Below are 20,136 nucleotides of genomic sequence, written 5' to 3'. Positions count from 1 at the left end.
AATAGCCGCGTTATGCCCTTAACTTCCTAAAAATCGGGCGATAACGCGGCTATTTATATGGTGTTACTTGGAGACAGGCGCCCACTCTGGACCGGTTTCACCCAGCTCTGGGTCCAGCTTGGAGACGAGCGGCTTAGGCTTTGCCAAAGCGGTGCCCGGCTCTACTTGGATGCGCTCCCACTTCGCCTGCTGCTGGGTGTAGTCACCCATGATAATCGGATATTCGTGGCCCTCTGGCGGTAAACCAGCGCCCACGAGTTCTACCGGAATATCGTCCTTGACGTCGTGTACCTCCGGCTGGGCTGCCCACACGCCGCTGCGGCCCAAGGTTTCGTGCACCTTCTGCGCGGTAAACGGCAGGTAGGGCGTGAGCATGACATTGCAGTCAGAAACGACTTGGAGGGCGGTCCACAGCACGGTGGCTAGACGCTCGTGCTGGGACTCATCCTTGGCTAGTTTCCATGGCTCCTGGTCTGCAATATAGGCATTGGCCTCGCCGACGACGTGCATGATTGCGGTAATCGCCTGCTTAAATTTGGACTGCTCCAGCAAACCACCGGCAGTGTCGAAGGTCTCCTCCGCCAGCTGCAGGATTTCTTTGTCCTTTTCTTCTAATGCTGCTGGTGCGGGAACCTCTCCGAAGTTCTTAAAGGCCATAGATACGGTGCGGTTGACCAAGTTACCCCAGCCATTTGCCAGCTCATTATTGATACGGCGAACGAACTCATCCCAGGTAAAGTCCGTGTCATTGTTTTCAGGGCCAGCCACGGCAATGAAGTAGCGCAGGGCGTCAGGGCCGAACTCCGCCAAGAAGTCCTTGACATAGATGACAACACCCTTGGACGAGGAGAACTTGGATCCAGACATGGTCAAGTACTCGGAGGAGACGATTTCCGTAGGCAAGTTGAGCTCGCCGTACTTGTGGAGTTCCCCGCCCTTGTTGCCCTTACCGGCATAGCCCAATAGCTCGGCCGGCCAGATCTGGGAGTGGAAGGTGATATTGTCCTTGCCTTGGAAGTAATAGTGGCGGGCGTCTGGGTTCTGCCAAAAGTCCTTCCAGGCCTCGGGCTGACCGGTGCGGTACGCCCATTCGATGGAGGAAGACAGATAGCCGATGACCGCATCGAACCACACGTAGAGTTTCTTGGCGTTATTGTCCTGCCAGCCCTCGACGGGGATAGGAATTCCCCAGTCAATATCGCGCGTCATGGTGCGCGGGCGCATATCTTCAAGCAGGTTCAGGGAAAACTTCAGTACGTTCGGGCGCCAATCTTCGCGGGTAGAAAGCCACTTTTGCAGCTCATCCTTGATGGCTGGCAGATCCAGTAGGAAGTGTTCGGTTTCGATGAATTTCGGGGTCTCACCGTTGATCTTAGATACGGGGTTGATAAGGTCCACGGGGTCGAGCTGATTGCCGCACTCATCGCATTGGTCACCGCGGGCGCCATCCGCACCGCAAATTGGGCAGGTGCCCTCGATATAGCGGTCCGGCAGGGTACGTCCGGTAGACGGCGAAATAGCGCCCTTGGTGGTCTCTTTGAGCATGTAACCGTTGGCATACAGGCCTTTGAACAGCTCCTGCACCACGGAGTAGTGGTTACGGGTGGTGGTGCGAGTAAAGAGATCATAGGACAGGCCAAGGTTGGCCAAGTCAGTAACGATCTGACGGTTATAGCGGTCTGCGAGCTCACGAACGGAAACGCCCTCTTTATCCGCCTGTACCAATAGCGGAGTGCCGTGCTCATCCGTACCCGAGACCATGAGTACGTTGCGGCCACGCATTCGCTGGAAACGTGCAAAGACGTCGGAAGGAACACCAAAACCGGCCACGTGTCCGATGTGGCGCGGGCCGTTGGCGTAGGGCCAAGCAACATTAACTACTACAGACTCAGTCATGGGTTCTACTTTATCGAAGCCGACTCCTATACACACGATTAGGGCAGACATTTCTCCCGCAGGTGAACTGCATTTTCAGCAGAAAGCGCCCACCGCTTCCCTACCACTAAGGAAACAATGGGCGCTTTAGAGCAGCCGCGAAGAAAGCGATTTACTTCCGCTTCATCGGGTGCTTCAGGCGTTCGTTGCGGCGCTTCTTCAGAACCTGCGTGCGCTGGTACTCGCGGTGCAGGCGGCGCTCGCGGGCCATCTTGCGCTGGAACTGCTGTGCCTCGCGGTATTCGAGGTAGATAACATCCTCGCTCAACGCCTTGTAGATGGCGAACATCAGTCCAACCACGATGAACAGGAATGGCAGTGCAGCAACGATGGTGACGTTCTGCAGGTTAGACAGTGCATCCTCATTGGCCAAGAGCAGGGTCAGGCCTACCAAGGCAGTCAATCCACCCCACGCGGCGGAAAGCCACGGCTTAGCAGTAGCGGCACCATTTTGGGACATGGAGCCCATCACCGTGGACGCGGAGTCTGCCGAGGTAACGAAGAAAGTAGCCAACAGGATTGCTGCAACGATGCCGGCAACGAAACCGCCAGGCATGGACTGCAGGAGGTTAAACAGCTCTTCCTCGGCAGATTCGCCGGTGATGGATTCGCCGTTTTGCTCCATGTGGATGGCGGTGCCACCGAAGATAGCGAACCACAGGGTGGATACGCCGGCTGGGATGAGCAGGACGCCCAAGCAGAATTCGCGGACGGAACGGCCGCGGGAAATACGAGCCAGGAACATGCCCACGAACGGGGACCAGGAAACCCACCAAGCCCAGTAGAAGATCGTGTAACCGGAAAGCCACTCAGCGGCGGCGCCGTTTTCGGACTCGGCGGTGCGGCCGATCATCTCGGTGAAGTAGTTGAGGTAGTTACCAATGGAGCCAGGAATCTGGTTCAGGATGGTAACGGTCGGGCCCAAGATGAACACGAAGATCGCCAACACTGCGGCGAGGACCATATTCGCATTGGAGATATACTGAATGCCCTTGCCCACGCCGGACATCGCAGACAGGATGAACGCGAGGGTCAGAACCAACACAATGCCGATAACCACGGAGTTGGTGGGATTATCGATGATTCCGGATGCCTTCAGTCCGGCCTGAATCTGCAGGGCACCCAGGCCCAGGGAGCAGGCGGTGCCGAAGACGGTGGCGAAGATAGACAGGATGTCAATGAGCTTGCCCACTGCACCATTAGCATTACGCTCGCCAATCAGCGGCACGAAAGCCTGGCTCAACAACTGCTTACGGCCGATGCGGAAAGTGGAGTATGCAATGGCCAAGCCAACGATGGCATAGACCGCCCAAGGGTGCAATGTCCAGTGGAACATTGCATAGGCCATGGAAGATCCAACGTTGCCGGTTCCCTCGCCTGGGGTGCCGTCACGGTAGTTAGCTAGCGGCTCGGAGGCGCCATAGAACATCAGGCCGATGCCCATACCGGCGGCAAACATCATTGCGATCCATGAGGGCGTGGAAAATTCCGGCTCCTCATTAATGCGGCCCAGCTTGATGGAGCCGAACTTGGAGGCGGCAATGAAGACAACGAACACCACAAAGACGGTGCCGAAGAGAATATATGCCCAACCAAAGTTGTCGACTACCCAGGTCAGGGCCGAAGCGGAGAAGTTGGCAAAGTTATCCGGGGCAGCCAAACCCCAGACAACGATCGCGGCAACAAGCACGCCGGCGATGCCGACGATGGACCAATCGATTGGCATATTGTCACGATCGGCCGCAATTTCTACCTCAGGATCGTCGTAGCGCTCCGGGTGGAAACCGTCGGAGTGAATCATATCCTGCAGCTGGCCGGTGGCAGATTGTGCGTCCAGCTGTTCGTCTACAGTCTGATAATTCTCAATAGGCTGCTCGCTCGAAGAAGCCGAAGCCGGCTGCGCATGTGCGCCGACCGGTTCCTTTCCTTCTTCTGGCACGCCTGTGCCCATATTTTCCGAGTTTGTCATGAACTATACAGTGGTGCGGAACTACTCAATTATCAAACGAAGCACGCATAAACTTCGCTGCTCAACGCCGTTTGCCAGGGATTTTCCACGAAAATCTGAGGGGTTTTTACGCTTCATTTCCCCATGTAGATAGCGCTTTAAGTCGCTCACACGCCCAAAAACTATAACAATTCAGTTACAAAGGGGTCATTAGTGAGGCTGTCTACCGGTGCTACAAGGTGTGTCGTAGTCGAAAAGACACTGCCGGTTAAGACTTGCGGACTTGCAAAGCGGCGTCGTAAAGCTCGCGGTTGGAAACCTCGGTGCCTTTCGCTACCTGCTTACACGCATCCTTAAGCCGCATTCCCCCTGCCGCCAATTCGAGCGCTTGGGGAACCAAATCTGCGGCGGTGGCAGCCGCGGCAGTACCGCCTTCAATTACCACGGTGATCTCTCCCCGGGCTCCTTCTGCCGCCCACTCGGCCAGCTCACCCAAGCTGCCACGGCGAACTTCCTCATAGGTTTTAGTAAGCTCCCTGCACACCGCGGCTGGACGCTCGGCGCCGAGAACCTCCGCGGCCTCTGCCAGTGTTTCGGCCACGCGGTGAGGCGATTCGAAGAAGACAATGGCGCGCTTTTCATTCTGCAATGACTCCAGCCAGGCTCTGCGGGGGCCGGGCTTGCGGGGAGGAAAGGCGTCGAAGATGAAATGCCCTACGCCTAGGCCAGACAGTGCCAGGGCTGTCGGCACGGCAGAAGGCCCGGGAAAGCAGGTCACGGGGATATCGCGCTCGGCCGCCGCAGCCACAATGGACAAGCCCGGATCAGAAATAATCGGCATACCGGCATCGGTGACAACAAGGACGGTGCCGGCCGCGGCGGCGTCGATAAGCTGCTGGGCGCGGTCTTTTTCATTGTGATCAAAGTTGGACACCACCCGCCCAGAAATCTCGATGCCCAAAGCTTGCGCCAAGTTCCGCACGCGCCGCGTATCCTCGGCCGCAATGACGTCCGCATGCTGCAAGGCATGCATTAAACGCGCGGAGGCATCTCCCACGTTTCCCAGCGGCGTGGCGGCGAGGATGACCCCGCGCGGTAATGGATCCAGACCTGAAACAGACATATCTCTAGCATTCCATACTCTCTAATGCGCGGGCGCGGTGCCTTGTCGCCTAGACTCAACCAAGTGACTATTGCTACCGCTGCCCCATCGCGCACCACGCACGACACTGTGACCCCGCCAGCGCCCCGCACCTATCAGTGGGGCAAGGCTGACTGGATAAGCACTAGCGTCGTTGGCGTACTCGCGCTCATTACCCGCTTTGCCGGATTGACCGCGCCCGTATCAAAGGGCACTCCTGTCTTTGATGAAAAGCACTACGTTCCGCAAGCCTGGGACATGGTGCGAAGCTGGGATAACCTCTTCATCGGAGGTATAGAATCCAACCCCGGTTATGGCCTGGTGGTTCACCCACCGCTGGGCAAGCAGATTGTGGCGCTGTCCGAATGGGTCGCTGGCTATTCCCCACTGGGCTGGCGTTTTATGACTGCCCTCTTCGGCGCAGCCACCGTGCTCTTGACGATGTCCCTGGCCCGCCGCGTCTCTTTATCCTGGCAGGTAGCAACCCTGGCTGGCCTCATCGCCGTCTTTGATGGTGTGCTCTTGGTCTCTTCCAAGTTCGGCATGTTGGACATTTTCCAGGTCTTCTTCGTTGTCTCGGCCGCCTGGGCACTTGCTCGCGATCATAATCAGATGCGCCAGCGCCTCCACACCGCTTTCCTTAAAAATCGTTTGGGCTCCTCCGCCTTCGGACCACGCTTTGGATTCCGCTGGTGGCGACTCCTCGCGGGCGTCTGCCTTGGCCTTTCCCTGGGGGTGAAGTGGTCCGGCCTGTACTTCATCATGTTCTTTGGCCTCATGTCCGTCTTTAGCGATCTTGCCCTGCGCAAGCGCTATGGCGTACGCCGCTACATAGTGGGCACTCTCGTGCGCGATACCCCTGCTGCCCTAGCCTCCCTCGTACTGGTGCCGGTGCTGCTCTACGCCTGGACCTGGCGAGCCTGGTTTTCCTCCGAAACCGCCGTGTACCGCCACGCCAAAGTAGATGGCACGATCGAGGACGGATCGTGGCTGATGCACCTGCCCGAATCCCTGGCAGGCTGGTTCTACTACCATTCCTCTGTCCTAGAATTCCACGCCAGCCTGACTTCCTCCGGTGGCCACCACCACCCGTGGGACTCTAAGCCTTGGGCGTGGCTGGTAGCCGCCCGCCCCATCTTGTACTACTCCTCCACCGACCTGCAATGCGGTGATGGCAGCAACGAGTGCCGCAAGATGCTCTACCTCTTTGGCACACCGGCTATCTGGTGGCTGGTCATCCCGGCCGTCCTGTGGGGCCTGTGGTCACTTATCATTCGCCGCAATCGCAGCTTCCTCATCCCCTTGGTGGGCTTTGGGGCAGGTTTCTTGCCCTGGCTTGCAGCCTTTGACCGCCAGATGTACTTCTTTTATGCCACTGCGTTTATCCCCTTTGTCATCGTGCTCATTGCCTTAGCGCTCGGCCAGCTCATCGGCCGTGGCAGGCCAGTGCAGTGGGGATGGCTCAAGAGTTTGGCAGGCGGCCCCGTACGCTGGGGAACAATCGCCGCCGTGTTCTACCTAGCCCTGGTAGTGGCGATGTTCTTCTATTTCTCTCCCATTTTGTACGGCTACAAGATTCCAGATTCTTGGTACCACTCCATGATGTGGCTGCCTAGCTGGACCTAGCCGCACGAAAGCGGGGCTTATTGAGGTTGCGCGTTGAGGGACCTCCACCAGGCGCGCACTAAGTAGCCCTTTTCTGCCGCCCAAGCCCACGCCAAGCTGAAGGTCGCCAGCGCGGTAGCGATAAGAAAATATACCTGTTCCATGGTTACGGTGCCCAGCGCAATATCGCGCATGCCGAACCCGAAGAGGAAAGCAAACATCGTGGCCGAGACTGGGAGCAGGCCAGTCACCGCCGCGGGGCGCCAGGCACAGAAAAATAGGCCGCAGGCCATGCCGAAGCGCACGGCTGCGCCTTCCATCAGCAGGTTGGCCCGTTCAGGATCCGCCGTGGGATCTAGTACCTTTCCTTCCTCACCCAACGGTACGAGCCCAGAGGAATGGACGATGAGCACTACTGCCCAGATCGCAAAGATGGCACCCATCAGCACCATGGCGGCACGCGCAACCGTCAGGTTGGCTTGGCGAGCGCTCGAGGTGCGCCGCCATTCCGGCTCCACGCCGGCCAAGATGACATCGGAGAGATCCGTTGGTGGCGCCATACCGGATTCCGCAGGCTCCACAAAACGCAATGATCGCGAAAGCGCGGCCGCCTTATCGCGAAAGGCGCGGCATTCGGCGCAGCTTTCCAAGTGCGCATCGATTACGTCCTCTGCTAAATCTGAGTGCTCACCATCCAGCTGCGCAGAAATCGCCGCTTGGACTTGGCTATGCGTCAACATTGCTGAGCACCCCGTCCATGCTGGCTCGACCGGAGCCAAAAATCACGATCATCAATAAGGACATCAGCAAAACCAGTGGGTATTCGATTCCGCCTTCGGCAGCAAAAAGACCATGTCCCAAATGCACAAAGTACAGTGCGCACCCCATCAGCAGGGCAAGCGCGCCGGCCACAAAAGTGGTGAGCAAACCGACGACGAGGAAGGCGCCCCCAACCATCTCCCCGATGGCGGCGATATAGCCGGAAAGCTGTGGCTGCGGCACCCCAAGGGCGGAAAATTGCCCCACGGTTTCGTCCATGCCGGTCATAAACATCTTATCCACGCCGTGTGCGACAAAGATTAATCCGAGGACCGCTCGAAAAATAAGCAAAGCAGCATCGCGTACGGCAGGTCTATTCATGCTGAACAGATTACCCTGAACCCCTCACCCGATGCGAAGGCAATGGCCTTCGCCCATACTCCTGGGAATTTCGCCCTTTGCCGGGGAAGGAACGGCATATAGTCACGCGGACTGTTTCAATGGGAACCACGCAGAAAGATTAAAGGAGAACACCATGAGCAAACCAGCTACGCAGTCCGAAAAGCGCACCGCCTTAGTCTATGACGATGATGGACTTGGCCGCCCGCCTTGGGCAATGTCCTCGCCGATGTTGAAGGAGTATTACGACACCGAATGGGGCCTGCCTATTTTTGATGAAGCGGCTCTTTACGAGCGTTTGAGCCTTGAATCTTTCCAGTCCGGGCTGTCCTGGGCGGTGGTTTTGAAAAAACGCGAGGCCTTCCGCGCAGCCTTTTGCAACTTCGATCCTGAAAAAGTCGCACAATTTACTGAAGCGGATGTTGAGCGATTGCTTGGCGACGCCTCCATTATTCGCAACGAGACCAAAATCCGCGCCGCCATCACTAACGCCAAAGCCACTATCGCCTTACGCGAAGAAGGCGGGCTGGCGGAATTCATTTGGTCCTTCCAACCGCCGGAGAACCTCTACCCCACCGCAATGGAAGATATTCCGAAAAAGAGCGACGAATCCAAGTTGATGTCACGCGAGCTCAAGAAGAAGGGCTTCCGCTTTGTTGGCCCCGTCACCTGTTTCGCACTCATGGAGGCGATCGGCATGATTGATACCCATCTCATCGGCTCTCACCGCCGCGGAACCTCCGGGGTATGGCACGACAGCGGTGTGCCGCATTATGGCCTAGCGCAGGAATACAACGCGCTCACGAACCCGCGGTCAGCGCCTTCCACTGAACTCCGGAACGCGGCCTGCTAAGCCGGCTTCAGTTCCTATCCAGCGCGACGGGCTGCTAAGTCATCGCGCCGGCTATAGCCGTCGGGCCCGGCGTGGGGGCCATCAAAATCGCCGTCTTCCCCATCGTTATAGCGCAGCGGAAGGTGCACAAAGTCAGGGCTTTCGTCATCGATCTCCACGATCACAGCGCCTGGGCGGCGCAAGTTGCGCGGAATCTTCAAAGCTTCATCCTCGGCGTTGCGCACGCCCAAACGGGCGCGGCGCAAGTGGCGCACACGGCGGCGCATCAGGGCTCGCTCCTGACGAACCTGAGCGCGAAGAGCCATCAGATAGACAACTGTGAGCACACCGGCCACCGCAGCCAACCACCAGGTCCAGCCGCCGGCCACGATCCCCAGTGCCACCGTGAGTACCACGGCCACGGCTAGGCCCAGCAGGGTGCGCTGACGGCGCTGGTAACGAGTAACAGACTTTTCCTTTTCTGCTACCGGGTCCCAGCCGCCACGGCCCATGCGACGCTGCGCGAATTCCACCTCATCCTCGGACAGGTTGGTATCCATACCGGCGTCCTCTGCTACAGCGGTTTCCATGAGTTCGCCAGAGTCCTCGGCCTCTGCCTTGTCCACGGATACCGGCTCAGCGTTAGCCGTGCCTTCCAAATCGGCAGAATCCTTCTCAGCGACCTCGGCCTTATCTACGGCACCGGGGTACATAAGGTCCACCGGCGAGGTATAAGTCTCGTCGTAGTCATAGGCATCACTTGCCACGGTAGAGACCGCGGGAGCGCTAAAGACCTCTGACTCGGCGGCAGCAATATCGGAAGAGTCATCTTTTGCGGCCTGGTCTGCGGCGTCTTCCTCGTCCTCAAGAAGTACGTCATCGGCATCATCGAATTCGGTGTCGTCACCAACCGCCGCCGTATCAGCCTGCTGGGAAGCCGGGACCGCGACTGCTTGGGGCTCAACTGCAGAATCGTCGCCTTCTACAGTCGCTTCCTCGACCAGTTCGCCGTCGATAGTATCTGCTTCTGTCTGAGTGTCCTCACCAGCTGCGGGGGCAGAGGCTGCAGAAAACGCACGGCTGCCGGTACCGAAAGGCTGGGACTTCGCGCGGCGGGCAGCACCGGCAATAGTCACGGAGCGCGAAGAGGACTTAGTAGCCTCGGCATCCGACTCATCCACACCGGTGTCTGCGGCCTCTACGACTTCATAGTCCGCCTCGTCCTGGTCCTCGCGGCGGTGCACATCATCGGCACACAGGCGTGGACGTCGGCGGCCAGCGACCTTGCCAGAATCTCCTTCAAAAAGGACGCGAGTATCTTCAAAGGCCTCACCAGTATGGCTCATTGGGCGGTTATTCCTGCCCAGAATCCATGGTGCGAGGACGAAGAGCCACACCACGATGATCGCGATAACCGGCACAGCTGTCGACACGAAAAGGACCTTCCCCTTGAATACAGATGATTACTCCACTCTAAACGGTGAAACCGCACCATAGCACCCCAAATTCCCACAAATTACAATGTTGTGACTTCTGTGAAAATTGAGGTTGAAATCCCAGCAACTGTGGAGCTATTTCACGCCAGCCGGCCAGCCTGGCGCAGGCGCTCGACAGCTGTGGAGGCATAGTCTTCTTTGACTAAAGCCACGTAATGGTGGTCTTGCCAGGCACCGTCTATATGCAGATTGCGACGCAAGTATCCCTCGTGTCGAAAGCCATTGGCGGCTAAGACGCGACCAGAGGCAGGATTGCTCTCTAGATACGTAGCGGTCACCCGGTGTAGGCCCACCCGTCCAAAGGCGTGGTCCACGCCTAAGGCGGTGGCAGCCGTAGCCACCCCGGCGCCATGGATCGCGGAATAAACCCAGTAACCAATCCAGCAATCGCGAATGCTGCCATGCTGAATATTCCCCAAGGTAATTTGGCCTACGAATTGACCCTCCACTTCAATGACGAGTGGGACCACCAGTGCCTCACGGGCGGCGGTACGCAGGTACATCAGATGATTCCACCACGCCTGCTGGCTATGCGCCGCCGCCCAAGGTGCTGCTTGGGTCGGCTCGACCGAGCGGAGGAAGCTTTCATCTTCGATACGTTGGCGCCGCCACTCATGCCCATCAGATCGCAGCAGCGGCCGCAGGCGCATCCGCGCCCCAGAAGGGAAGACAGCAGAAGCGGGAAGCCTAACAAAAGGAGTAGATTCCGGCCATCCCGGATGCATGTCATCCGTGGGGCCGGTAGCGGGAAGGCGAAACCTATCCGCCGCAGTACCGAAGGGATCGAGCATTAGCTACGCTGGGTCAAAAACAACACATCGACCACATCGCCCGGGCGGATTTCCGTTACCTCTTCCGGCACGCGAATCATGGCATTGGCCTCTGAAAGACCGGCCAATAGGTGCGCTGGGGCACCCGCGGCACCGCCCAGCCCTTCCACCAGATAATCCGCGGTTTCCGCATCGCGCATCAAACGAGCGCGGATGAAGCCGCGCCGGCCGGGGCGGGAATCGATGTGGTTCAGCGCGCGGGCACGCACCACACGGCGGTGCGCATTGCGTTTGCCCAGTGCCAAACGAATGAGCGGGCGGATATATACCTCGAATACCACGAGCGCGGATACGGGATTAGACGGCAGCAAGAAGGTAGGAATGCGTTCCTCGCCCACCAGACCAAAACCCTGGACGGAGCCGGGATGCATGGCAACACGAGAGGTATCGATATCACCAAGGTCATCAAGGATCTCACGGATGGCCTCGGCGCCGGCTCCACCAACCGCACCGGAGATGACCAGGACCTCGCTGCGAGCGATGTGCTTTTCCAGCGCTTCGCGGATGCGGCGCGGTTCACCCTCGGCGATGCCAACGCGATGCACCTCTGCCCCAGCCTCGCGGGCCGCGGCGGCGAGGGAATAAGAATTGACGTCAAAGACTTGGCCCAGTGCCGGCTCTTGGTCCAAATCAACCAGTTCGCGGCCAAAGGAGATGATGGTGATGCGCGGGCGCGGATAGACCAATACCTTAGAGCGGCCAACTGCGGCCAGCAGGCCGATCTGGGCGGGGCCCAAAACCGTGCCGGAAGATACAGCCACATCGCCAGGTTGGATATCGTCGCCTACCCGGCGAACAAAGTCACCGGAGCGCACCGGGCGATGGGCGGTGACGCGCTTGCGGCCGCGGTCGGTCCACTCGAGGGGCAGGACGGCGTCGGCAAGCGTGGGCAAAGGCGCACCCGTATACACACGCACGGCTTGCTTGGGCTGCAGGCGCAACGGTTGCTTGGAGCCGGCCGGAACCTCGCCCACCACGGGCAAGGAACGCTCGACCTCCGGTTGCTGGGGTGCCTTCTCTTCTTCCCCCTCCGCAGCCTGCTCCTCCTGCTCCTTGGGACGGCGGAGCCTTAGGCCGCGCTCGCCTCCAATATCAACGGCGCGCACCGCATAGCCGTCGATGGCTGCCTGCGGAAAGCCCGGCAGGGGCTGGTTAGCCTGCACCTCCTCGGCGCACATTAACCCCAACGCGTTGGAAATACCGATGCGCACCGGCTCCGGCGTATTCGCCGCATCCGTTACTAGCGCCAACTGGTCATCAACTGAACGCATAAGGTCTATGCCAGCCCTTTCTTCGCTTTCATGTCCTCTACCCTTGGGAAATCTCCCTAGTTTAGGCCGTGCTCATCCTCATACTCGGCCACAATCTGCTTAATCGCTTTATACAGCGTGGGGCCATACTTTTCATCGCGCAGACCAAAATCCACATTGGCGGGGATATACCCACCAGGATTTCCCAAATCATGACGCTTTCCTTGGTGGACTACCACGTGCACGGGCTCGCCTTCCTCGATGAGGAGCTCGATGGCGTCGGTAAGCTGCAGCTCGCCACCCTTGCCTGGCTTAATACGGCGGAGGGCATCAAAAATCTTGCGATCCAATAGGTAGCGACCGGTGGCCACGAGATTAGACGGGGCATCTTCCACCGCCGGCTTTTCCACCATGCCCACGACCTTCTTAACGCCGGGGGCATTGGTATCTTCTACGTCGAAGACGCCGTAGTTATAGGTCTGCTCGCGCGGGACCTCGAAGGCGCACAGCACGCTGCCGCCCAAAGCCGCGCGCACGCGAGCCATGTCTGCCATGACGGTGGCAGGCAGCACGATGTCATCTGGAAGCATGACGGCAAAGGAGTCCTCATCCTCGCCCAGCACCTCCTCTGCAAGGCCCACCGCGTGGCCCAAACCCAGGGGCTTTTCCTGCTCCACCGCAACTGGGTGAATGAGCTGATTAGCGCGCTTAACCTTGGCAACCTGCTCGTCCTTGCCGCGGGATTCAAGGGTGTCTACCAGTTCTGGGAAAGCTTCGAAGTGGCGCATGACTTCTTGCTTATCGGGCGCGGTAATCACCGCAAGGCGGCGGGCGCCTACAGAGGCCGCCTCCTCTGCGATGAGTTCGATGCCGGGAGTATCAACAACGGGAAGCAGTTCTTTGGGAACCGTCTTGGTGGCGGGCAAAAATCGGGTGCCCATACCTGCCGCTGGAACTACAACCGTGGTGATTCCGCGGGCGGAATCTTCGCGTTCTATAGCCATGCGTAATAGCGTACAACGCCACATTATTTTCCCGTGCACCGCTACGCCGCGGGGTTATGATTAATTTATGACCCCTTCCATGACTGCTAAAAACGAGCTGCGGGCCCGCTTGGTCCAGGCCCGCCGCGAACTTTCCGCCGAAGACCACGATACCTTTACCGCTGGCGTGCGTAAGCATCTCGAGTCCGAACTCACCGAGTCCATGACCGTGGCCGCCTACTGGCCTTTGGGTTCGGAGCCGGGCGGCGCCGATTTTGTGCCGTGGCTCAAGGATCATGTCTCCCGCGTCCTCCTGCCAATTTCCGGGGAGAATGGCACGTTGACCTTTGCCGAATACCGTGGCAAAGAGGCCATGCACGAAAGCCCACTGGGCTTGAATGAGCCCCAGGGCCCGAGCTTTGATAGCAGCGTACTAGCCGAGTGCGATCTGGTACTCGCCCCAGCCATGGCCGTAGATGCCAAGGGCAACCGCATGGGCAAGGGCGGCGGATACTATGACCGCGCACTAGAGCCGCTTCCCCACGGCAAGCCACCGGTCTTCGCCATGGTCTACCCCGCCGAGTTGGTAGATGAGCTACCTACCGAAGACCATGACCGCAAGGTCGATGCCGTCGTCACCGCCCACGGCATCACCCGCTTCTAGTTTCCGGGGTACGGGAACCATGAGCGGTTTTGGGAAGTCTAAAAAAGTATGCCCACTTCTCATTTTCCCCGCCTCGTTTATACCCTCCGCACCCCTGGCCATCGCCGCGGCGTAGTAGTGCGCCGCGCCATTGCGGTGGCCCTCCTTATTGCCGCGCTAGCCTCGGCCCTTTCAGCGGCCAAGGAGCTACCGCGCGTTCCCGTTTTTAGCCGCGATCTGCCGGCGGGGGCGGAGCTTGCGCTTGCCGACGTCGACTTAGCTCGGATTCCTGCCTCCTCTATCCCCGATTCTGCGCTAACGGAAAAGCCAGAAGAACTAAGTGGCCGCGTTATTACCGCCGCCGCCAACAAGGGCGAAGTGATTACCGATGCTCGCCTTCTAGGAGAAGACCTTGTCTCCAGCTTGGTGGGTGGCACAGGGGCCGAGGCCGGGCGGATGATTCCGGTCAAACTTGCCGAGCCAGACATCATCCCCCACTTGCATCATGGCGATACCGTGGACGTGGTCACCGCAGTTGAGGCGGGGGCGGCTGCCGCAACCCCTACCGCACGCGTTATCGCCTCAGGCGGACGCGTGGTGTCTACCTCCAGCCCGGAAGGCGAGGCTTCCTCGTCGACCGTTTTACTCGCATTGCCCCAAGATCACGCCAATGATGTTGCCGCGGCGTCGTTAAGCCAGCCGCTCACGGTGGTCATAGTTGGTGATCGCGCTCACCCGCAGCAACACTAGACCTTTTCAGCCACAACAGTTGTGGTCGGTTACCGGCTCCATTAAGGTTTCGCAGTGTCCATGGTTTTTACCTACCGTTAGTTATTCCCAGAAAGGTTTGTGCTTATCACCATGCTCAAGGGCTTCAAAGACTTCATTATGCGTGGCAACGTCATCGAACTTGCCACCGCGGTCATCATCGGTTCTGCCTTTACCGCAATCGTCAAATCCGTGACGGACTCTATTATCCAGCCGATCATTAACTCCCTTGGATCCGCCGAGGTTGGGGCCGTTGGCTTCCAGATCACGGATGCAAAGAACACCTTTGTGGACTTCGGCGCCGTCATCTCCGCGGCGATCAACTTCCTCATTATCGCCGCAGTAGTCTACTTCCTTATCGTGATGCCAATCAATAAGCTCACCGAGGCCGCTAAGCGCCGCCACGGTGTCGACCCTGAGGCTCCCGCTCCAACCTCCGAGGAGCTCCTAGCAGAAATCCGCGATCTGCTCGAAGCCCAGAATGTCTCTGATACGAACATCCCGGGAACCGGCACTAGCCGTTCCTCACACGCCGCGGAGGACGCCGACTACGGTTCCACCGGCGGCGGCCGCCACCAGGCCAAGTAGCCCTTCGCTGTACGCAGCGCAAAGCCCGCGGTTTCTGCTTCCTCGAAGGTAAAACCGCGGGCTTTTGTCTACTCCTTTACGGGGTGCGTGATTGCGCGCTTCTCTACGCTCTAGCCGCCATAGTGTGGGGGCTGGTTATCTCGGTAGAACTGCTCATCGCGCTGACCAGACTCCCCCTCTGCTGCGGTGGCCGATTCCGCGTCATCAACATTTACAATCCGATCCTCATCGACCCCGTGGGCAGCGGATGTGCCGGGCTTATCAGCACTACGGTCATAATCGGCAGCTTCCGATTGCCGGAAGACTCGCCGGCGATTTTTCCGGAACGTCATAGTCAATGCCTTGTAATTACTGAACGCTGGATTGTTGCAGCTGCTCAATGAGGTGATGCACCAGCGGTGCCAAGGTAGCCATGCCATCGCGAACCGCAGCGCGCGACGAGGCAAGGTTGACCACTACAGTCGAACCAGAAACGCCCGACAAGCCGCGGGACGTGCAAGCATCCACCGCGCCACAGGCTTGACCGGAAGAACGCAGCGCCTGGGCCACGCCCGGAACCATCTTGTCAATGACGGAGCGGGTAGCCTCTGGGGTCTTGTCGCGCGGGCCTACACCGGTACCACCCACGGTCAGCACCAAGTCCACGCCACCGACTACGGCGGTCTCAATGGCCTGGCGAATCTTGGACTTCTTGGAACGCACCACGATGGCGCCATCGACACGGAAATTAGCCTCCGCGAGCAACTCATTGACCAACTGAGAGGTGCTATCAGATTGCTCCCCAGGGTGATCGGTGACTATAACGATGAGAGCGCGGCGCGGGGCGGCTAGGCTATCCTCCTGCTCGCTCGCTAGCAGGAAGGCATCATCGGGTTCGGCAACATCCATCAAGGAATCGTGCTTGCCTTCGCCTTCCGGTTGCCCGGAGTCGGTCAAGTCCTGCTGCAAATCTGGCATTATTCTCCTTAAATTAAGGCAGTAGGGCCTTTCGGCGGTGTGAGGTACGGTGCATTCAGCACCTAATGAGGTCTTGCACAGTAATTTACTCGCCTGAGAGAGTTACCTCTACCTGACGAGACTCATCCGAGCCTTCGCGGGTAACCTCCAAGGTCACTGTCGCGCCAAAATCTTGCGACCGCGCCGCCGCAATCAAAGCATCGGCGTTTTCAATCAAGCGATCATTGACGCGGGTGACGATGTCACCTTCCTTCAGGCCCGCCTTATCTGCTGGGCCACCTGGCTCAACCCCGGCGATACGGGCACCATTGCCGTCGTCACGCGCCAGCACCTTCACGCCTAGGGTCGGGTGAGTGACCTTGCCATCATTAATGAGCTCGTCCGCCATGCGCTTGGCAAAGTTCGACGGGATGGCAAAGCCCAGTCCGATGGATCCGCCCTCCCCGGTGGAATTACTGGACAGCGAAGCAATCATGGAGTTCATGCCCACGATATTTCCGTCCCGGTCCACCAGTGGACCGCCGGAGTTGCCCGGGTTGACCGCGGCATCAGTCTGAATGGCGTCAATCAAGGAAGACTCGCCGCCTTCTTGGGAGGCGCGCACCGGGCGGTTTTTGGCAGAAACGATACCGGAAGTCACGGTCGCATTAAGGCCCAGAGGAGAGCCCACGGCCACAACCTCCTGCCCCACGGCGACGGAATCAGAATCACCGAACTGCAAGAACGGCAGGTCTTTGACATCCTTTATCTTCACAATGGCCACGTCAGTATTCGCATCGGAAGCCACCACGTCAGCGTCATGCTTGCTGCCGTCGTTCATAGTCACCTGCATCATGCCGCCGTGCTCAGCGCCTGCAACTACGTGGTGATTGGTCAGCACGTAGCCGTCCGGGGAGATAACGGAACCGGAGCCTTCTGCCCCGCCCGTCCGGGTCATCGTCTGGATAGAAACCACCGCCGGCAAAACCTTGGAGGCTACCTCTTCAACGGAGCCCTTTTCTGGTTCTTTGCCGGTGCTGTTATTGGCCGGCTGGGCCTTGAGCGCCTCATTGACCACTGACGTATCGTTGTTGCCTCCCCCAGAATTCATACCGACCACGGCTCCAGCGATTGAACCCGCGGCGATTGCGGCTACGGCAGCCAAGGCAGTTGCGGCGCCGAGGCCAATCTTTTTCTTTTGTTCCGGTTGCGGGGGCAGCGGGGTGACCATCGGACCTTCCTGACCCTGAGTATTAAAGCTTTGGGTCTGCGGGCCCTGCGGGTACGGCGCCTGTGAACCTAGCGCGCTGGGATCAGCTCCTTCTGCACCGCCGCGCGGCTGGTTCCAGCCTTGTGAATACGAGCCAGTCCCATATTCCTGCGCGCCGGAGTCGCTGCTATAGGGGCCGGCGGTGCCAGCGTTTGCGTTTGACTGCCCGGTGTCTCCAAAATTCGGACCACCGTGTACCGGCTCGGCCTTACCCGGCCCTTCTTGGGACGTTCCCTCCGGGAAGGAACCATCAAAGCCGCGGTAATCGTCATTCCTCATGTTCATGAGAAAACTATGCCTCACTTCGCTTAGTCAAAACTGTTACTGATCTGCCAACCTACTAGGAATTCCTGAAAGGTAGCTGTACGCGATTACCAGTATAAAGGGCCGCAGCCTACCCTTGGTTAAACCAGCGTTGAGCAAAGATTTCACCGCGATCGGTGGGATCTTCATTGCCTCCCGGCTGCCCCTCATGCGGCTCTGCCAAACCATCGACAAAGATTTCTCCGGACACGGGCTTGCCCGGCAGGACTACTTCCATGCGCGTGCCACCATCATTGGACTCACGGATCTTAATGGTACCGTCGTGGCGCTCAATCACCGATTTCACGATAGCCAGGCCCAAACCAGAGCCAGGCATAGAACGCGCCTCTGCCGAACGGTAGAAGCGCTCGAAAACCTTCTCCCGCTCCTCCGGCGCAATGCCCGGACCGGAGTCATCAAAGCGCAGGCGCACCTCGTGGGAAGATAGCTGTTCCATGGACACGCGTACCGTGCCAGTAGCCGGCGACCACTTAGCCGCATTGTCCATCAGATTCAACGTAGCGCGGCCCAATGCGAAGGGGTCACCATCCAGCTCCCACGGGATAAAGCGCACCAGAAATTCCACGTCTGGGCGGCGGCGACGGGCACGCTCTAAGGAAGACATCATGACCTCGCACAGGTCCACCGGTTCCGGTTCTCGTTCGTTGCCATCCTCGCGTGCCAAGTCAACGAGGTCACCAATCAAGGTGGAGAGTTCGTTCATCTGGGACATGACGTCATCTTCAAGGTCCTTGCGGTCCTCATCGCTCATGCCAAAGCCGCCACCGGCGCGATTAAGCATCATCAAAAGCTCAATATTGGTACGCATTGAGGTCAACGGCGTCTTCAGCTCGTGCCCGGCATCGGCGACGAACTGGGCCTGCTGCGACCGAGATTCTTGCAAAGCTTCCAGCATCTGGTTAAAGGATGTGGTCAGCTGAGCCATCTCGTCATTATTGGATACTTCAATTGGGCGCAGATCATTGGTCTGCGTCACGTAATCCACTGCGCGTTTCAAGCGCGCAATGGGTTGCATGCCGGTTTTGGACACGATTAGACCAGCAAAGATGGCGAGCAAAATGCCAAGCGCAACAATAATCAGCAAAACCGTGCCGAGGATGGCGATGAATTCTTGGGTCGGAGCCAGAGATTGCGCAACGATAACGGTAGAGCCTAGATCGTGGCGTTTGGCCAGAATACGCTCGCCGCCGACCGTACGCACGGAGGTATCTGTATAGTCTTCCGTCCGATGGAAGTCTCCACCGAGGGGAATAGTATCGCCATAGGACAAGCTCGTGGAGGGCGGCGATAAGGAAACGCGCGTATCAGGGTTATAGGACTTAAATTCTTCAATTTCCTGATCCACGTTGTCGATAAACCGCGGGTCCTGGCTCTTGCGCAACAAGGCATCCGCTTTGGCCTCCAAGCGGTCATCTACGGAGGCAGTCAGGGACATAGATACTACCCAGTACGTTGCCAAGGTCATTACGGCAACGGCTACCGCCACCACAAGGCCAGTAACAGTAGCAAGGCGCCACCGCAGTGGCGCCCGTGAAGCCCAGCTCCCTTGACTTTCAGAGAACTCAGTAAGAGGTGTGGGCTGTGCTTTCCCGGAAGCCACTGCAGGGGAAGCGGGCTTCCTTAAGATCACGGATGAGACTCCCTCAAGACATAACCAACGCCACGGACAGTGTGGATAAGACGCGAGTCGCCGTCTCCCTCCGTCTTCTTACGCAGGTAGCCAATATAGACCTCGAGCGCATTGCCAGAGGTAGGGAAATCATAGCCCCATACCTCCTCCAGAATCTTGCTACGAGAAAGCACCTTGCGGGGATTTTCCATAAGGAGCTGCAGTAGGGAAAATTCGGTACGCGTCAAAGAAATTGCACGACCGCCGCGGCTTACTTCACGAGTATCAGCGTCGAGTTCTAGGTCTTCGAAGCTAAGCTTGCTCTCCACCGGAGCCTCGGCAGCGATGGAATCTGCGGAAGCGCGGCGAACCAAGGAACGCACGCGCGCCAAGAGCTCTTCCAGTGCGAATGGCTTTGGCAAGTAATCATCGGCGCCAGCATCGAGACCAGCTACGCGGTCCGATACGCCATCGCGTGCGGTCAGCACGAGAATCGGACGGTCCCAGCCTTCGCTACGCAGGGTGCGGCACACCTCAAGTCCATCCATGTTTGGCCAGAATCAGCAATTCTGGATTCTCAGAGCGCACCGTCTCCACTGCCTCTAAGCCGTCGTTAGCAGTCAGCACATCGTAGCCGTTGAAACGTAGGGAACGGCGTAGCGATTCACGGACGGGTTGTTCATCATCCACCACAAGGATTTTCATGGTTCTAATTATTACTGATGAAAGGCAACTTCATGAAGTTATGAGAAATATTTACCCCCATAGCCCCCCAAATAATACTTAAGGTAGCAAAAATCCCCGCTCAACCCTCCTACAG

Annotated in this window: 18 protein-coding genes and 1 pseudogene; 5 read left to right on the top strand and 14 right to left on the bottom strand. The window is 58.4% G+C overall.

What is annotated here, in order from left to right:
- Positions 1-63: 63 nt before the first annotated feature.
- From metG to rsmI, 3 genes are all read right to left on the bottom strand, one after another.
- Positions 64-1,896, bottom strand: a complete 1,833-nt coding sequence (gene metG, locus WMP97_RS07640) for a methionine--tRNA ligase (RefSeq protein WP_340440206.1) — start codon at positions 1,894-1,896, stop codon at positions 64-66.
- Between the two features lie 151 nt (positions 1,897-2,047).
- The gene (locus tag WMP97_RS07635) at positions 2,048-3,904 is read right to left on the bottom strand and encodes a BCCT family transporter (protein ID WP_023021960.1); all 1,857 of its coding nucleotides are present in this window, start codon (positions 3,902-3,904) and stop codon (positions 2,048-2,050) included.
- Between the two features lie 247 nt (positions 3,905-4,151).
- Positions 4,152-5,006 (bottom strand): 16S rRNA (cytidine(1402)-2'-O)-methyltransferase, encoded by an 855-nt coding sequence (gene rsmI, locus WMP97_RS07630; RefSeq protein ID WP_340440205.1) that lies wholly within the window; start codon positions 5,004-5,006, stop codon positions 4,152-4,154.
- A gap of 24 nt (positions 5,007-5,030) precedes the next feature.
- Here rsmI and WMP97_RS07625 point away from each other — a divergent pair, with 24 nt between their 5' ends.
- Positions 5,031-6,650 carry a dolichyl-phosphate-mannose--protein mannosyltransferase gene (locus WMP97_RS07625; protein WP_340440204.1) on the top strand — a complete coding sequence of 540 codons (1,620 nt, stop codon included), beginning with the start codon at positions 5,031-5,033 and terminating at the stop codon, positions 6,648-6,650.
- A gap of 17 nt (positions 6,651-6,667) precedes the next feature.
- On the opposite strand, the gene WMP97_RS07620 is transcribed toward WMP97_RS07625, so the two are convergent.
- Both WMP97_RS07620 and WMP97_RS07615 read right to left on the bottom strand, forming a co-directional pair.
- A complete protein-coding gene (locus WMP97_RS07620) occupies positions 6,668-7,369 on the bottom strand; it encodes a zf-HC2 domain-containing protein (RefSeq protein WP_284835672.1) in 702 nt (233 codons plus the stop codon).
- Entirely contained in the window at positions 7,356-7,769 is a 414-nt protein-coding gene (locus WMP97_RS07615) for a DoxX family protein (protein ID WP_239205252.1), read from the bottom strand. Before WMP97_RS07615 ends, WMP97_RS07620 begins: the two co-directional genes overlap by 14 nt.
- Positions 7,770-7,923: 154 nt before the next feature.
- Between WMP97_RS07615 and WMP97_RS07610 the strand changes: the two genes are divergently transcribed.
- Complete coding sequence (locus WMP97_RS07610) at positions 7,924-8,640, top strand: DNA-3-methyladenine glycosylase I (protein WP_340440203.1); 717 nt, start codon at positions 7,924-7,926, stop codon at positions 8,638-8,640.
- A 14-nt stretch (positions 8,641-8,654) separates the two neighbouring features.
- On the opposite strand, the gene sepX is transcribed toward WMP97_RS07610, so the two are convergent.
- The 4 genes from sepX to WMP97_RS07590 all read right to left on the bottom strand — a co-directional run bounded on the left by sepX (position 8,655) and on the right by WMP97_RS07590 (position 13,199).
- The gene (gene sepX, locus WMP97_RS07605) at positions 8,655-10,052 is read right to left on the bottom strand and encodes a divisome protein SepX/GlpR (RefSeq protein WP_340440202.1); all 1,398 of its coding nucleotides are present in this window, start codon (positions 10,050-10,052) and stop codon (positions 8,655-8,657) included.
- Between the two features lie 143 nt (positions 10,053-10,195).
- On the bottom strand, positions 10,196-10,906 hold the full coding sequence (locus WMP97_RS07600) for a GNAT family N-acetyltransferase (RefSeq protein ID WP_023021967.1): 711 nt from the start codon (positions 10,904-10,906) through the stop codon (positions 10,196-10,198).
- The gene (gene glp, locus WMP97_RS07595) at positions 10,906-12,216 is read right to left on the bottom strand and encodes a molybdotransferase-like divisome protein Glp (RefSeq protein WP_023021968.1); all 1,311 of its coding nucleotides are present in this window, start codon (positions 12,214-12,216) and stop codon (positions 10,906-10,908) included. Before glp ends, WMP97_RS07600 begins: the two co-directional genes overlap by 1 nt.
- A 56-nt stretch (positions 12,217-12,272) precedes the next feature.
- Positions 12,273-13,199 carry a UTP--glucose-1-phosphate uridylyltransferase gene (locus WMP97_RS07590; protein ID WP_034656428.1) on the bottom strand — a complete coding sequence of 309 codons (927 nt, stop codon included), beginning with the start codon at positions 13,197-13,199 and terminating at the stop codon, positions 12,273-12,275.
- Positions 13,200-13,278: 79 nt separating this feature from the next.
- Between WMP97_RS07590 and WMP97_RS07585 the strand changes: the two genes are divergently transcribed.
- The 3 genes from WMP97_RS07585 (at position 13,279) to mscL (ending at position 15,177) form a co-directional block, all read left to right on the top strand.
- Positions 13,279-13,842: a 5-formyltetrahydrofolate cyclo-ligase gene (locus WMP97_RS07585; RefSeq protein ID WP_340440201.1), complete on the top strand. Its 564-nt coding sequence runs from the start codon at positions 13,279-13,281 to the stop codon at positions 13,840-13,842.
- Between the two features lie 48 nt (positions 13,843-13,890).
- Entirely contained in the window at positions 13,891-14,571 is a 681-nt protein-coding gene (locus WMP97_RS07580) for an SAF domain-containing protein (protein WP_340440200.1), read from the top strand.
- Between the two features lie 111 nt (positions 14,572-14,682).
- Positions 14,683-15,177, top strand: coding sequence for a large-conductance mechanosensitive channel protein MscL (mscL, locus tag WMP97_RS07575; RefSeq protein WP_301716348.1), 495 nt, complete (start codon positions 14,683-14,685; stop codon positions 15,175-15,177).
- A 110-nt stretch (positions 15,178-15,287) separates the two neighbouring features.
- On the opposite strand, the gene WMP97_RS07570 is transcribed toward mscL, so the two are convergent.
- From WMP97_RS07570 to WMP97_RS07550, 5 genes and pseudogenes are all read right to left on the bottom strand, one after another.
- Positions 15,288-15,509, bottom strand: a complete 222-nt coding sequence (locus tag WMP97_RS07570; protein ID WP_239205235.1) for a hypothetical protein — start codon at positions 15,507-15,509, stop codon at positions 15,288-15,290.
- A gap of 16 nt (positions 15,510-15,525) precedes the next feature.
- Entirely contained in the window at positions 15,526-16,134 is a 609-nt protein-coding gene (locus WMP97_RS07565) for a MogA/MoaB family molybdenum cofactor biosynthesis protein (protein ID WP_394286582.1), read from the bottom strand.
- Between the two features lie 85 nt (positions 16,135-16,219).
- Positions 16,220-17,668: a S1C family serine protease gene (locus tag WMP97_RS07560; RefSeq protein WP_340440199.1), complete on the bottom strand. Its 1,449-nt coding sequence runs from the start codon at positions 17,666-17,668 to the stop codon at positions 16,220-16,222.
- Between the two features lie 109 nt (positions 17,669-17,777).
- A complete protein-coding gene (locus tag WMP97_RS07555; protein ID WP_445293087.1) occupies positions 17,778-19,337 on the bottom strand; it encodes an ATP-binding protein in 1,560 nt (519 codons plus the stop codon).
- Positions 19,334-20,021 (bottom strand): annotated as a pseudogene (locus WMP97_RS07550) (response regulator transcription factor). The gene WMP97_RS07555 and the pseudogene WMP97_RS07550 overlap by 4 nt, the downstream one beginning before the upstream one ends.
- Between the last annotated feature and the right edge of the window lie 115 nt (positions 20,022-20,136).

This window comes from Corynebacterium sp. KPL4072 (genome assembly GCF_037908395.1).
GTDB lineage: Bacteria > Actinomycetota > Actinomycetes > Mycobacteriales > Mycobacteriaceae > Corynebacterium > Corynebacterium kefirresidentii.
Note: the sequence above shows the minus strand (reverse complement) of the source record. Positions and strands in the feature narration are given on the sequence as shown.

Bases quoted from the DNA above. Each gene is read 5' to 3' on its own strand.
- WMP97_RS07590 (WP_034656428.1), bottom strand. From the start codon at position 13,199: ATGGCTATAGAACGCGAAGATTCCGCCCGCGGAATCACCACGGTTGTA.
- WMP97_RS07615 (WP_239205252.1), bottom strand. From the start codon at position 7,769: ATGAATAGACCTGCCGTACGCGATGCTGCTTTGCTTATTTTTCGAGCG.
- WMP97_RS07570 (WP_239205235.1), bottom strand. From the start codon at position 15,509: ATGACGTTCCGGAAAAATCGCCGGCGAGTCTTCCGGCAATCGGAAGCT.
- WMP97_RS07625 (WP_340440204.1), top strand. From the start codon at position 5,031: ATGCGCGGGCGCGGTGCCTTGTCGCCTAGACTCAACCAAGTGACTATT.
- metG (WP_340440206.1), bottom strand. From the start codon at position 1,896: ATGACTGAGTCTGTAGTAGTTAATGTTGCTTGGCCCTACGCCAACGGC.
- mscL (WP_301716348.1), top strand. From the start codon at position 14,683: ATGCTCAAGGGCTTCAAAGACTTCATTATGCGTGGCAACGTCATCGAA.
- WMP97_RS07610 (WP_340440203.1), top strand. From the start codon at position 7,924: ATGAGCAAACCAGCTACGCAGTCCGAAAAGCGCACCGCCTTAGTCTAT.
- WMP97_RS07580 (WP_340440200.1), top strand. From the start codon at position 13,891: ATGCCCACTTCTCATTTTCCCCGCCTCGTTTATACCCTCCGCACCCCT.
- WMP97_RS07585 (WP_340440201.1), top strand. From the start codon at position 13,279: ATGACTGCTAAAAACGAGCTGCGGGCCCGCTTGGTCCAGGCCCGCCGC.
- rsmI (WP_340440205.1), bottom strand. From the start codon at position 5,006: ATGTCTGTTTCAGGTCTGGATCCATTACCGCGCGGGGTCATCCTCGCC.
- WMP97_RS07635 (WP_023021960.1), bottom strand. From the start codon at position 3,904: ATGACAAACTCGGAAAATATGGGCACAGGCGTGCCAGAAGAAGGAAAG.
- WMP97_RS07600 (WP_023021967.1), bottom strand. From the start codon at position 10,906: ATGCTCGATCCCTTCGGTACTGCGGCGGATAGGTTTCGCCTTCCCGCT.
- glp (WP_023021968.1), bottom strand. From the start codon at position 12,216: ATGCGTTCAGTTGATGACCAGTTGGCGCTAGTAACGGATGCGGCGAAT.
- WMP97_RS07565 (WP_394286582.1), bottom strand. From the start codon at position 16,134: ATGCCAGATTTGCAGCAGGACTTGACCGACTCCGGGCAACCGGAAGGC.
- WMP97_RS07560 (WP_340440199.1), bottom strand. From the start codon at position 17,668: ATGAACATGAGGAATGACGATTACCGCGGCTTTGATGGTTCCTTCCCG.
- WMP97_RS07620 (WP_284835672.1), bottom strand. From the start codon at position 7,369: ATGTTGACGCATAGCCAAGTCCAAGCGGCGATTTCTGCGCAGCTGGAT.